This window comes from Sphingobacterium sp. IITKGP-BTPF85 (genome assembly GCF_001006065.1).
Classification (GTDB): domain Bacteria; phylum Bacteroidota; class Bacteroidia; order Sphingobacteriales; family Sphingobacteriaceae; genus Sphingobacterium; species Sphingobacterium anhuiense.
This window is the reverse complement of sequence record NZ_ASZT02000024.1, coordinates 1-13,634: the sequence shown is the minus strand read 5'-3', so window position 1 is coordinate 13,634 and position 13,634 is coordinate 1. Positions and strand designations below refer to the sequence as shown.

Annotated in this window: 10 protein-coding genes and 2 pseudogenes; 8 read left to right on the top strand and 4 right to left on the bottom strand. The window is 36.8% G+C overall.

What is annotated here, in order from left to right:
- Positions 1-137 precede the first annotated feature (137 nt).
- Positions 138-1,139, top strand: a complete 1,002-nt coding sequence (tsaD, locus tag L950_RS06970) for a tRNA (adenosine(37)-N6)-threonylcarbamoyltransferase complex transferase subunit TsaD (protein WP_021189611.1) — start codon at positions 138-140, stop codon at positions 1,137-1,139.
- Between the two features lie 56 nt (positions 1,140-1,195).
- Here tsaD and L950_RS06965 read toward each other — a convergent pair whose 3' ends face one another.
- On the bottom strand, positions 1,196-2,044 hold the full coding sequence (locus L950_RS06965) for a hypothetical protein (RefSeq protein WP_156169580.1): 849 nt from the start codon (positions 2,042-2,044) through the stop codon (positions 1,196-1,198).
- A 132-nt stretch (positions 2,045-2,176) separates the two neighbouring features.
- Between L950_RS06965 and L950_RS06960 the strand changes: the two genes are divergently transcribed.
- Both L950_RS06960 and L950_RS06955 read left to right on the top strand, forming a co-directional pair.
- Positions 2,177-3,073, top strand: a complete 897-nt coding sequence (locus L950_RS06960; protein ID WP_021189609.1) for an energy transducer TonB — start codon at positions 2,177-2,179, stop codon at positions 3,071-3,073.
- A 146-nt stretch (positions 3,074-3,219) separates the two neighbouring features.
- The gene (locus L950_RS06955) at positions 3,220-3,729 is read left to right on the top strand and encodes a hypothetical protein (protein ID WP_156169578.1); all 510 of its coding nucleotides are present in this window, start codon (positions 3,220-3,222) and stop codon (positions 3,727-3,729) included.
- 69 nt (positions 3,730-3,798) lie between these two features.
- Here L950_RS06955 and L950_RS06950 read toward each other — a convergent pair whose 3' ends face one another.
- The 3 genes and pseudogenes from L950_RS06950 to aspS form a co-directional block, all read right to left on the bottom strand.
- Entirely contained in the window at positions 3,799-4,935 is a 1,137-nt protein-coding gene (locus L950_RS06950) for an acyltransferase (RefSeq protein ID WP_021189607.1), read from the bottom strand.
- Positions 4,936-5,014: 79 nt separating this feature from the next.
- Positions 5,015-6,379, bottom strand: a complete 1,365-nt coding sequence (locus L950_RS06945; protein ID WP_031288069.1) for a LutB/LldF family L-lactate oxidation iron-sulfur protein — start codon at positions 6,377-6,379, stop codon at positions 5,015-5,017.
- Between the two features lie 115 nt (positions 6,380-6,494).
- Positions 6,495-8,248 (bottom strand): annotated as a pseudogene (gene aspS, locus L950_RS06940) (aspartate--tRNA ligase).
- 519 nt (positions 8,249-8,767) lie between these two features.
- Here aspS and mraZ point away from each other — a divergent pair.
- From mraZ to L950_RS06915, 5 genes and pseudogenes are all read left to right on the top strand, one after another.
- Positions 8,768-9,241, top strand: a complete 474-nt coding sequence (mraZ, locus tag L950_RS06935; protein ID WP_031288067.1) for a division/cell wall cluster transcriptional repressor MraZ — start codon at positions 8,768-8,770, stop codon at positions 9,239-9,241.
- Positions 9,234-10,147: pseudogene (gene rsmH / locus L950_RS06930) on the top strand (16S rRNA (cytosine(1402)-N(4))-methyltransferase RsmH). The gene mraZ and the pseudogene rsmH overlap by 8 nt, the downstream one beginning before the upstream one ends.
- Before the next feature lie 20 nt (positions 10,148-10,167).
- Positions 10,168-10,578 carry an FtsL-like putative cell division protein gene (locus L950_RS06925; RefSeq protein WP_021189603.1) on the top strand — a complete coding sequence of 137 codons (411 nt, stop codon included), beginning with the start codon at positions 10,168-10,170 and terminating at the stop codon, positions 10,576-10,578.
- A 9-nt stretch (positions 10,579-10,587) separates the two neighbouring features.
- A complete protein-coding gene (locus L950_RS06920; RefSeq protein ID WP_021189602.1) occupies positions 10,588-12,711 on the top strand; it encodes a penicillin-binding protein in 2,124 nt (707 codons plus the stop codon).
- Position 12,712: 1 nt separating this feature from the next.
- On the top strand, positions 12,713-13,634 hold a 922-nt coding region (locus L950_RS06915), incomplete at its 3' end, for a Mur ligase family protein (protein WP_021189601.1).

The window sequence follows — 13,634 nt, the reverse complement described above, 5'->3', positions numbered from 1 at the left end:
AATAAAATTCTGAACGGGCTCTAATTGTAACGATAGTAGCAATACCCCTAGCAAAACGAGTATGCTAGCCAGTGTAATCAGTGCTATTTTAATTATTTTTTTGATACTTTTGTACAATTATTAATTACCCCAAAGCTATGGCTGTTATTTTAGGTATTGAATCATCTTGCGATGAAACATCTGCTTCAATTTGTATCGACGGTGAAATATTTTCTAATGTTATTGCTACTCAGGCGATTCATGCTAAGTATGGGGGTGTTGTTCCCGAATTAGCATCGCGTGCGCATCAACAAAATATTATTCCTACAGTAGAAGAAGCCATTCGCACTGCAAAAATACATAAAAATCAAATAGATGCAGTAGCTTTTACACGTGGTCCTGGATTATTAGGCGCATTGTTGGTTGGAACTTCATTTGCAAAGTCTTTTGCTCTTGCTCGTAATATCCCCTTGATAGATGTCAATCACATGCAAGCTCATATATTAGCGCATTTTATTGAAGATCCTAAACCTACTTTCCCATTTTTATGCCTTACTGTATCGGGAGGACACACACAAATTGTGCTGGTGAAAGATTATTTCGAAATGGAGATTTTAGGGCAGACGTTAGATGATGCCGCCGGCGAGGCGTTTGACAAAACAGCAAAAATTCTAAATTTACCATACCCGGGTGGGCCGCTAATCGATAAACATGCACAAAACGGTAACCCAGATGCCTATAAACTTCCTGAACCTCAAATACAGGGTTTAGATTTTAGTTTTTCGGGACTGAAGACAGCGATTCTTTATATGGTGCAAAAGGAGGAAAAAGCTGACCCCGATTTTCTGAAAAATCATATGGATGATGTGTGTGCTTCAGTTCAATCGCGTATTGTATCTATATTGCTTAATAAACTGAAAAAGGCAGCCAAAGAAACTGGAGTGAGAGATATTGCGATTGCTGGTGGCGTTTCGGCAAACTCTGGTTTAAGAAGAGAGTTGCTAGCAATGGGTGAACGGTATAAATGGAATGTGTTTATACCTAAGTTTGAGTACTGTACTGATAATGCAGCTATGATTGCAATAGCAGGATTTCAAAAATATTTAATTAACGATTTTGTTGGACAAGATGTCGGCCCATTGGCGCGTATGCCTATGTAGCACACGGATCCCGATCATAAAAAAAGACTAGTTTTTTAACTAGTCTTTTTTTGTTTTTATAATGGGGCACTATAACCGTATGCTTCAGCAATGTTTTTAAAAACTCCATCTACTGATTCGTAAAAGTTGAGATTATAACCCTCTGCTCCCCAAAATACGGTTGCTATTTTGATGGATTTATCGGATTGAAAAATTGATAGTAATTGTAGATTTTCAAAGTCAAATACGCCACCATCATCTACGCGCCAAGTACTCATTTCATCATATTTTGCAGGAAAATCTAACGTGATTAACTGATCATTATGCAGATAAGTCAGTACAGCAAGTGCTGAATCATTTTTAACCTCAAATAATGTTATATTTATCTGAGCTTTATTATTGAGTTCTGCTAGGGTTGAACTTTGTGATATCTTTCGATTATACTGCTTCGCTATTTTTAATTTTATCTGTTCATTTGTCTGTTTGTTAATCTTCTTGAATGGTAGAATTTGATTTTGATCAATGAATTTTTGATTCACTATTAAAGCAAAATCACCCTCTTTTATTTGCTCCTTTAAACTGAAAAAAGTACCACCATTATTCGAGAAATTGTTGCTTGTTTGTCGACCGTTAGAGGATTCACTTTCAGGTTTAGTACCTGAAAAATCAATAGAAGTGATTTTGTTTTCAATAATAGCATGTGTTGCCACCTCAGGTTTAATTTTTTCGTCTTCAACAGCCAAACTAACTAAAGAATCTTTTTTTTCATTTAAAAAAGCAAAACCTACAAAGGCTTCAGCCTTGTCTGTTTTGAGATTGCTTTCTTTTTTTTCTTGCTTGATTTGTTTTGGTTTTTCGTTCATGCAACTTATTAATAATGAAGAAGCTATGATGGCCGATAAGAATGTTGTAAAGTTTTTAACCATTTTCTATTTTATGGATTGATTTGTTCTCTATGGTTTAAAAATACGGGAAATTTTATAAATGAAAAATTTTCTTTTATGGAATTTTAATTACTGTGCATCATATGTTAAAATGTAAACTTAATTTTTAAAGCTATGCTAAACTCCAAATTGAATATTTACAAATCGGAATGGTTAGAGGTCGTTTTTGCAGGACGTAACCAATCTTATGGCGCTTTTGAATTGCGTAATTTATCGAATAAGGCAACGAACTGGTCGGTCGTAATTGTTTTAAGTGCAGTTGCTTTAATCGTGCTAAGTAGTAGCATATACAAAACATATTTCAAATCAGAAGCGCCAATTATAAATGAACGAATAACAGTTGTCGATTTACCTCCCCAGGTTGAACAGAAGGAAAAAGAGGAGGAAGACAAAATTGTAGAACCTATTCCTATTGAAAAAGAAGCACCACAACAGGTTGCTATAGATTTACCAAAGGAGGAAGTAATTCGTTTCGTTGAACCTAAAGTTGCTCCTCAAAGTATGGTAAAAGAAGATGTGGTGACGCAAGATGAACTAAACAAAACCAATAAATTGGCGGGACGCTTGAGTTTGAAGGCAAATCCTAATGGAACATCTATTGCAAGAGGTGAGTTTGGTACAGTAAAACGGGATGGTGGAATAACCGGCACGAACAAAGATGGTGCATTACATGGAGATCCAGATGCTATTGTTGGGTTTGAGCATATAGAAATTCAGCCAAGACCGCAGGGTGGGATGGAAGCTTTTATGAAATGGGTAGGCGAAAATTATCAGTATCCTGAAGCCGCTTTACAACAAGGTGTTAGTGGAATTGTTGAGGTTTCATTTGTAATAGAGAAAGACGGTACACTAACAGATATCCATTTAAAGCGTGATGTTTCCCATGGAACAGGGAAAGCTGCTGTTGAATTGCTTGTCAAAGCAAAAAAATGGAAACCAGGAGTTCAAAACGGTCGTCCGGTTCGGGTAGCCTATACATTGCCTATTCGGTTAAATACAGTCTCTCAATAAATATATTACTATTAGGGTTTAACTTTATTTAACAGTGGACGATTTAAACTTTAGGTAGTTTTCAACATCTTATTAACAAATGTCTGTAAACTCATCAATTAAAAACGAGTAGACAAAGTTGTTAATAGTATTAAATAGAAAATATCATGAAAAAGTTAATGTTAAGTTTGTTGCTATCTGGAGCAATGTTTGCGGGTTTTGCACAAGAAAAAGGTAATATTAAAGAAAACGTAAACCATGATGGTCACCGTTCTGGAAAACGAGAATTTAAGTTAGATAAAAAATCAGCAGAAGAAATTGCTCAATTGCGTACGGATCGTATGGATCAAAAATTAAAATTTACGGATAAGCAGCGTAAGGAAATCTATTCATTGCAATTGGATCAAGCGAAAAAGGATAAAAAGAACTTTGCGGATCGTAAAGCTGCTATGGAACAGATGAAGAAGGATCGCATGGCTCAACGTGAAAAGTTGATGAAAAATCTAAATCCTGATCAACAAAAACTGTATAAAGAGTCATTTGCTGAAAATCATAAACAGCACCGCATGCGTAAATCTGAAGATCGTCCAATGCGTCGTGATCGTTTGGACAGAAATAATAAAGGTGAAAAAAATAGTATAGAGGTTAAAAAAGATATAACCGAAAAAAATAGTTAGTCTGTTTTAATGGTTTGGTTTTAATTGGTTTTTGGTAAAAAAGGTCCGTTCGTAAGAGCGGACCTTTTTTTATTTAACAAATCTTCTTGTTATGGAATTGGTGTCAAATAGCTTAGTCACTAGGTAACTTAAGACAAAACTAATAATAGCGATGAGAATTATTTTTAGAGCCGTAGGTAGATATGGAATTTTGAAAAACAAGTCTGAAATGCCCTGTACTATTATAAAGTGACAAAGGAATATACCGAATGTAGCAAGAGACCAATCTTTAAGTGCTTTTGATTCACGGATTTTTAATCTTTGAAAAATAATAAACACCGAAAAAGTCATCATCGCGACGTTTATGGAGCAGAAATACCACACGATCTCTAAATTAGCATAGTTGGCAGGAAAATATTTTTGTGTAATTAGGAAACCTGAAAAAGTAATAACAAATCCGATTAAAAAGAGCGGAATAGCGATTGATAATGTTTTGTTCCAAGACCAATTTAAAGGGAATTTTACTAAATAATAGGCGAGAACGATGTAGCCGATAAAACCAGAAAAATAATAAAAAGTTCCAAACTCATTCCAGGTACAGACTCCCCAGATACCCGTATTGCCATAGTTGCCGTTGTAACCTAATAGTGGAGCAGCCATTTTAATGTAGGGCAAAACTAAAGTTACAATCCAAAACGCTAAAAAAATCTGAATGTCTTTTTTCGAAGCGCGATCCAGCCATGAACCAAATATGGGAATGATTAAATAAATGCCAATGAGCATGTAAATGTACCAAAGGGGTGTTGTATCGTAATTGAAGTTAAAAATTGAGGTTATTATTTTTGTTATAGTTCCTTCTACAGTGTATTTTTCAATTGAAATCAACCCATTGGGGCTTGATTTAATAAAATAGGCGTATAATGCAAATGCTATCGGAAGTGCAATGGACCAAAATAATAATGGAATAATGATGCGCCCGATACGTTTTTTATAAAATGTAGCGAGGTCGGTCTTAATCGGAAATAATAAAATACCGGACATCATGGCAAATAAAGGAACGCATGGTCGCACAAGACTTCCTATGAATACTGCTGTATGAAAAGAAAAGCTATTATCAAAAGAAGCGACAAATGCATCGCAGCTATGGCAGAGTACGACTAAAAAGCAAGCGAAGATTCTTAAAAAATCAATCCAGGGAATGTAAGTTCTTTTTGTTTGTAAATCCATAAATAAATTAGGTTTTTATTGATGGAGCTAAGCTAGGAAAAAAATAGCAATTGATTTCAAATCAATTGCTACAATCTTGTTAATCTTTATTTTTTTGTTGCTCTTTCCACTGTTTGGAAAATGATTTGTCTGCGATTTTTGGTAATTGTCGATTATTTCCCCATGTTTTTTTGAAAAATTTACTAATAAAGAAGTTCTTGATCTTTCCGCCGAATAAATCGATCAGCTTTCTCCTTTGTATTAAGTAAGTAAATCCTTTCCATGCTTTTTTCTCGATTGCTGGTGATAGATCCTCTGCTACGGAATCTCTACGGTTTAGCAACAGCATACGTTGAATATCGATACCAACCGGACATACTTCTGTACATTTACCGCAAAGCGATGAAGCATAGCTTAAGTGTTTAAACTCTTTCATGCCACTGAGGTGTGGAGATATGAGTGAACCGATTGGACCTTGATAAGTCGTTTCATAAGTGTGTCCACCAATATTTTGATAAATAGGACATACATTCAGACATGCTCCGCATCGGATACAATAAAGGCCCTGACGTTGGTCTTTTTGCGCTAATAGATTGGTTCGTCCATTATCCAGTAAAACGACATACATCTCTTCTGGTCCATCAGATTCATAAGCTTGTCTTGGACCGCTCAGTAGTGTGTTATAAACTGTTAAATTTTGACCTGTTCCATGAGTGGCAAGCAAAGGCCAGAATAAATCAAGGTCATTGATCGATGGTAATATTTTTTCAATACCTACAATAGCAATGTGGATTTTTGGGAAAGCTGTTGTTAAGCGGGCATTTCCTTCATTTTCTGTAATGGCAATACTACCGGTGTCTGCTATTAAAAAGTTTGCTCCGGAAATACCGATATCAGCAGTTTTATATTTTTCACGTAAGAGTTCACGTGCTTTCATCGTCAATTCTTCAGCTGTTGCTTCGAGCGGAGTGCCAAATCTTTCGTTGAATAATTGCGCTATATCCGCAAGACTTAAATGCATCGCCGGTGTAACGATGTGGTAAGGTTTTTGATCCAATAATTGAATTATAAATTCACCGAGATCACTTTCTAATGCCTCTATTCCTTTATTTTCTAGAAAATGATTGAGTTCAATCTCTTCAGAAGCCATGGATTTGGATTTGATAACACTTTTTGCATTATTTCGTTCCATGATCTTCCAGATTTCCTGACGCGCTTCTTCTGCGTTATTGGCCCAGATTACTTTACCTCCTCGTGCTATAAATTTGCTTTCAAATTCGAGTAGATATTTATCTAAATTTTCAATAGCTCTCCATTTTGTTAGATTGGCTTCTAAACGGGAGTTCTCCAGATTTACAAATTTACTCTTCCCTTTTTCGAAAGCAATAGTATACTTGTCGATATTATAGTTAATAATATCGCGATGTTTACTGTCGAAAGATTTTGTCGCACTTCTTTTAAAAATTTATCTGCAGAGCTTACTGACATCTAATTCTTTTAATTTTACAAAAAAGTTGGTAATAAATTACCAACTTTTAAAGATAACGCTTATAAATTATTTATCGCATGATGCGATCAAATTATTTAACTTTTAAATTCAAATTTAAGCTCAATTCGTTCAATTGATCCTGATGGATAGTTGAAGGAGCATCGATCATCACATCTCTTCCTGAATTGTTTTTAGGGAAAGCAATGACGTCACGAATAGAGTCTATTCCAGCTAATAATGCAACTAAACGATCAAATCCAAATGCTAATCCACCATGCGGAGGAGCACCGTAAGTAAATGCTTCCATTAAGAAACCAAATTGTTTTTGTGCCTCTTCGGGTGTGAACCCTAAATGTTTGAACATCAAAGATTGCAATTCACGATCGTGTATACGAATCGAACCACCACCTACTTCAGTACCGTTGAGTACAAAATCGTACGCATTTGCTCTAACTTCACCAGGATTAGTATCCAATAATGCAATATCCTCCGGTTTTGGAGAAGTAAAAGGATGGTGCATCGCATGGTAACGTTCAGACTCTTCATCCCACTCTAATAGCGGAAAATCAAGTACCCAAAGTGGTGCAAATTTGTTTTTATCACGAAGACCCAATTGATTGGCCACTTCAAGACGAAGTTCATTTAATTGTTTACGTACTTTATCCTTTGGACCGGCCATGATTAGGAATAAGTCACCAGGTTTAGCATTAAATAATTTTGCAAATTCTAATAATTGCTCAGGTGTATAAAACTTATCAACGGAAGATTTTACCGTACCGTCTTCATTGTAGCGCGCATATACAAGACCTGTTGCACCGACTTGAGGACGTTTTACAAAATCGGTCAATGCATCGAGCTGTTTACGAGTATAGTATGCACAATTTTCTGCGTTAATACCAACTACTAATTCAGCTGCATCAAACACAGGGAAGCCTTTGTCTTTTGCAACTTCATTTAATTCTACGAATTGCATACCGAATCGGATATCTGGTTTATCAGAACCGTATAAACGCATCGCATCGGCGTACGTCATACGAGGTACTTCTCCCAAATCAATATTCTTGATTTTTTGAAAATATGCTTTGCTAAACCTTCAAATATATTTAAAACATCTTCTTGCTCTACGAATGACATTTCGCAGTCAATCTGTGTAAATTCGGGTTGACGGTCTGCACGTAGATCCTCGTCGCGGAAACATTTTACAATTTGGAAATACCGGTCGAAACCAGATACCATCAATAATTGCTTGAATGTTTGTGGCGATTGTGGTAAGGCATAGAATTCTCCTGCATTCATACGAGAGGGAACAACAAAATCACGAGCACCTTCCGGTGTTGATTTGATCAAGACAGGGGTTTCAACTTCTAAAAAGTTTTGCTCGTCAAGAAAACGACGAACTTCCTGAGCTGTTTTGTGACGTAAAATTAAGTTTTCACGAACTGGGTTACGACGTAAGTCTAAGTATCTGAATTTCATTCTGATGTCTTCCCCGCCGTCGGTTTCATCCTCGATGGTAAATGGTGGCGTTTTCGCCGAATTTAATATTTCTAAAGAAGAAACCTTGATTTCAATTTCTCCAGTTGGAATTTTTAGATTTTTACTCGAACGTTCGATAACTGTTCCAGTTACTTTAATCACATATTCACGGCCTAGTTCACGTGCGCTAGCGCGTAAAGAATCGTCGTCATCCGAATTAAAAGTTAATTGTGTAATGCCATAGCGATCTCTTACATCTATGAAAGTCATTCCGCCTAAATCGCGAGATTTTTGAACCCAACCGCTAAGTGTTACTGTTTTACCTAAGTCAGCTATTGTTAATTCTCCGCACGTGTTTGTTCTATGCATACGCTAAATTTTAATTTTACTACAAAATTATCTGTTTTTAGGGAGAATAACGAATGGCAATTTTGTTTTTTGAAAGAAACTCCATTACACTTTTGGAAGCTGCTATTATTTCCATGGTAAATTAAATTTTTCATTCTTAGAATTGGTGAATTTTGAAACTAGTTGGTGTATTTTAAGGATGAATTTTAATGTTTTTATTTATCTGTTTTTTTATCCCACATTCTCCCATTTTTGAGTCATTTTTTGTAAAAAATATGTTTTTTGACGTAGTTTCAGTCCAGTTTGACGAAAATAAAAGTGATTTTTGAGGTCTTTTTTTTCGTGTTATACCGTTTTTTGAAACGGTATAAAAACTGTATTTATGCGCTGATATTTAGCTTTTTGCCTGCTTTTTCCTCAAGTAATTTTCAATTAAATGTAGCGGTCGGGCTATGTGGAAAACTTTTTTGTGGGTAAAAGTGGGTAAAAGTGGGTGAAAGTGTATACTTTTACATTGAATTTGAAACCAATGTGTACAAAATGAGTTTTTTAATTGGCGAATATGAATGCAAGTTGGACACCAAAGGAAGAATGGTGTTGCCCGCTGCGCTCAAAAGGCAATTGCCTGATGTTGAGCGTGAGGGACTTGTGATCAATCGTGGATTTGAAAAACATTTGGTGATCTATACGCGCGAGGAGTGGAATGCGATTACAGCTCGGTTAGCTCAGTTGAATCAGTACGTTGAAAAAAATAGGATGTTTATCCGAAATTTTACACGTGGTGCAACGGAGCTAAGTTTGGATGCTGCTGGTCGTGTTTTGTTGCCAAAGGGTTTGCTAGATTATTCAGGTATCACAGGTGAAGTTGTTTTGGCTTGCCAGGTTAATAAAATTGAAGTTTGGTCCAAAGACGGATATGAAGAGTTTATGAATGGAGATCTTGGAGAGGATTTTTCAGCTTTGGCCGAGCAGGTTATGGGAGGTTTTGATTTAGGAGGATTAGCGAATGGATAATGTTTATCACGTACCAGTAATGTTAAAAGAGTGCATGGATGCTTTGGCGATTAAGCCAAATGGTATTTATGTAGATGTTACTTTTGGTGGCGGAGGGCACTCAAGAGAAATTTTGAAACACTTGGGACCTGAGGGCAGGTTATTTGCTTTTGATCAGGATCCAGATGCATTAAATAATGTGATTGATGATGCTAGATTTACCTTGATCCATCAAAATTTTCGTTTCTTAAAAAACAATCTTCGTTTGAACGGGGTAAAGCAGGTGGATGGTATTTTAGCTGATTTGGGAGTTTCGTCTCATCAGTTTGATGCCGCTGACCGCGGCTTCTCTATTCGTTTTGATGCGGATCTGGATATGCGTATGGATCAGATTTCTGATGTTGACGCTCGTACAGTATTAGCGACTTACGCTGAGGAGGATCTTCATCGTATTTTCGGAATGTACGGGGAGATCGTTAATGCAAAAACATTGGCAAAGACAATTGTGACAGCTCGTTTGACTGCTCCTATTAATACGGTTGCGGAATTAAAGGAAGCGATCAAGAAGTTAGTGCCTAGAGGGAAAGAGCATAAATATCATGCGCAGGTTTTTCAGGCTTTGCGTATTGAAGTTAATAAAGAGTTAGAAGCTCTGCAGGAGTTTTTATTACAGACGGTCGATGTTTTAAAATCAGAAGGACGTCTTGTGGTCATGTCTTATCATTCTTTAGAAGATCGCTTGGTTAAGAATTTTATGGCTAAGGGCAAGTTTAGAGGTGATGTAGAGAAGGACTTTTTGGGAATGAAATAAAACCATTTCATGTTATCAGTCGTAAAGCAATTACGGCTAATGATACAGAACTGGTTGAAAATAATAGATCGCGTAGTGCGAAACTGCGTATTGCTGAAAAGTTGGAGATAGCTTAATGCTTTAATAAAGTGTCGAGATGGGCAAGAATACAATAAAACAGCAGGGATTAAGCGAGGAGCTTCAAGAGGAACTACAGGAAGCAGTTGAGGAAAAAGCCGAGGAAACCCAGAAGTTTCTGCGGACGCTACTTACTGCTGGTAATTTGTCTATATATTCCATCGTCAATTATCTGCCATTTATTGGGTTTGTAACGCTGCTCATGTTGCTTTATATTACAAATAGGCATTTTGCGGAGCGTACGATTCGTAATATCGATAAGCTGGGGAAGGAAGTTAAAGAGTTAAGCTGGGATCATAAATCACTTTCAGCAGAACTCATGAAAATGTCCACTCAAACTGAAATTGCGAAACGTGTGGATTCTTTAGGTTTGAAAGAGCGGGTAGAGCCACCGATCAAGATTGAAATTGTAAAAGAAAAAAAGAAGTAGGAGACGTTTATGAATATCAGAACTACCATTCTATTTCGTGTTTATATCGCATTCGGTTTAATCGTCCTTGTGGCGATTGCTGTGTTTACGAAGCTTTTTCATTTACAATATATTGACGGTGATAAATGGCGGGAGTTGTCAGATAGTTTATCCATTCAGGAGCGTGAAGTAGAGGCTGCTCGTGGAAATATCTACTCTAATGATGGAAGCTTATTGGCGACATCTGTACCTGAATACGAATTGCGCTTTGATGCTATGGCTATTCCGGAAGAGGAAAACGATTATTTCAATCTGAAAGTTGATTCTTTGGCGATTAAACTGTCGGGATTTTTTAAGGATAAATCTTCTAGACAGTATTTGACATTATTAAAACAGGCAAGAAATAAAAAGCAACGTTATGTCTTGATTAAGCGAGCTGTTTCGCATCAAGATCTGAAAGTTATTAGGAATTTTCCGTTGCTTAAAGCTGTTCGTGTTGGTAAAGAACGATATCCTGGTGGTTTGATTACAGAGCGTCAGAATAAGCGTATTCTTCCGTTTGTTAATTTGGCTGCGCGGACAATAGGCTATAAAAATGTCAAAGAAAATATTCATGTTGGACTTGAAGGTGCCTATGGTGAATATATTGACGGAAAAAGTGGAAAACGCCTGATGCAAAGAATTGCAGGGGGTGTATGGATTCCAGTTAACCGAGATATTGAAGTGGCTCCTGTAGATGGGGCTGATATTATCTCAACCATTGATATCAATATGCAGGATATGGCACAAAGGGCCTTGGAGAAGCAGATGATAGCTAGTAATGCTGATGAAGGTTGTGTTGTGATGATGGAGGTTAAAACGGGAGAAGTTCGTGCTGTTGCAAATTTTACGAAAGACAAAGATGGTGTCTACCGTGAAAAAATGAATATTGCGATTGCACAGAGTGCTGAACCAGGATCTACATTTAAACTAGCATCTTATCTGGCTGCTATTGATGATGGGTTGATCGATTCGAGTACTCATGTGAATGTTGGAAACGGAAACTGGCCGATCTACCGTCATACGATTAAAGATTCACATGCGCCTAAAAAATCAATAATGAGTGCGCAGGAAGCTTTTGAACAATCGTCAAACGTAGGTATTACGAAATTGATTTATGAGCATTATAAAGATAATCCAGGGAAATTTTCAGCTAAGCTGCATTCTTTTGGATTAGATCAGAAATTAAAATTACAAATAACGGGAGAAGGAGCTCCCTTGATAAAAACTCCAAAAAGTAAGAGTTGGAGTGGTCTGTCACTTGTACAAATGGCTTATGGCTACGAGCTAAAAGTGACACCATTACAGATGTTGACATTGTATAATGCCGTAGCGAATAATGGAAGAATGATTTCTCCGCTTTTTGTAAAAGAAATCAGACACCTAGGTAATACGGTTGAAAAATTTGAAGCAAGGGTTATTAATGAGAAGATTGCTTCTGATAAAGCCTTGGGACAAATTAGGGGAATGCTGGAAGGTACGATGAAAGATGGAACAGGGAAAACCTTGAGAAATCCATTGTATAGTTCCGGTGGTAAAACAGGAACGGCTCAAATGGCAGACGGTGCGATGGGATATCGTAATCGTAAATATCAATCTTCTTTTGCAGGATATTTTCCTGCTGAAGATCCAAAATATTCGATCATCGTGGTGATTCGAAATCCGAGAAACGGATATTATGGTGCGTCAACAGCGGGACCGGTTTTTAAAGAGCTAGCTGATATGGTGTATGCAAATGATTTGGATATGCACAGTGCTTTTAATAGAAAAAAACTAAATACGTCGGCCTTGAATACGAAGGCTTTAACATTAAAGGGATCGCGCGAAGCGACTCAGAAAGTGTACGAGCAGTTAGGTTTAAAAATTGTGAATTGGAATTCAATTGCACAGAATGATTCAACAAGTTCAACGCTTGGAGTTCCATTTGTGGAGTATCAAATAAAAGAGGGTGTAGTGCCAAATGTTATGGGAATGGGGTTGATTGATGCTTTGTTTGCTCTGGAGAATTCTGGATTTAAAACAAGCGTGATTGGAAAAGGAAAAGTGATTAAGCAATCTTTGATTGCAAGTCAGAAATTACCAATTGGTACAGGTGTAACAATAGAACTGAAGTAGAATGAAGAATTTAAAATCAATATTACATGCTATTCCTGTACAGGAGGTAGTCGGTCAACTAGATGTTGAGGTAGTATCGCTTTGCTTTGATTCGCGTCAGGTCGTGTTCGGAAGTTTGTTTATTGCCGTTAGAGGTGTACATACTGATGGGCATTTATTTATTGAAAAAGCAATTGCATTTGGAGCAAGAGCAGTAATTGTAGAAGAGTTGCCGACAGAGACGTTGGATTCTGTCGTTTATATTGTTGTAGCCGATTCAGCATTAGCTTTGGGTATTGTTGCATCTAACTTTTATGATAATCCGTCAAAGAAATTGAAATTGGTTGGCGTGACGGGAACGAATGGTAAAACAACTGTTGCAACGTTATTGTTTCAGCTGTTTTCAGAATTGGGTTATCATGTTGGGCTTTTGTCAACTGTACAGAATCAGATCGGTGATCGTATTATACCTGCAACACATACAACTCCTGATCCTATTCAATTAAATCACTTATTGAGTGAAATGGTTGAAGAGGGATGTGATTACTGTTTTATGGAGGTAAGTTCGCATGCAGTAGTACAACAACGGATTGCAGGTTTGAAATTTACAGGCGCTATTTTTACGAACATTACGCATGATCATCTAGATTTTCATAAAACTTTCAGTAGTTACATTAAGGCAAAGAAAAAGTTTTTTGATGATTTAGATACAGCTGCTTTTGCACTGACGAATGAAGATGATCGTAATGGACAGGTGATGTTGCAAAACACATTTGCTTATAAAAAGACATATGGCTTGCATTCTGGTGCAGATTTTAGTGCTAGAATTGTGGAAAGTCATTTCGATGGGATGTTGATGAACATCGATGGTCATGATGTTTGGGTGAAATTGGTTGGAGGCTTTAATGCTTATAATTTACTGGCAGTTTATGGAGCTGCTATTT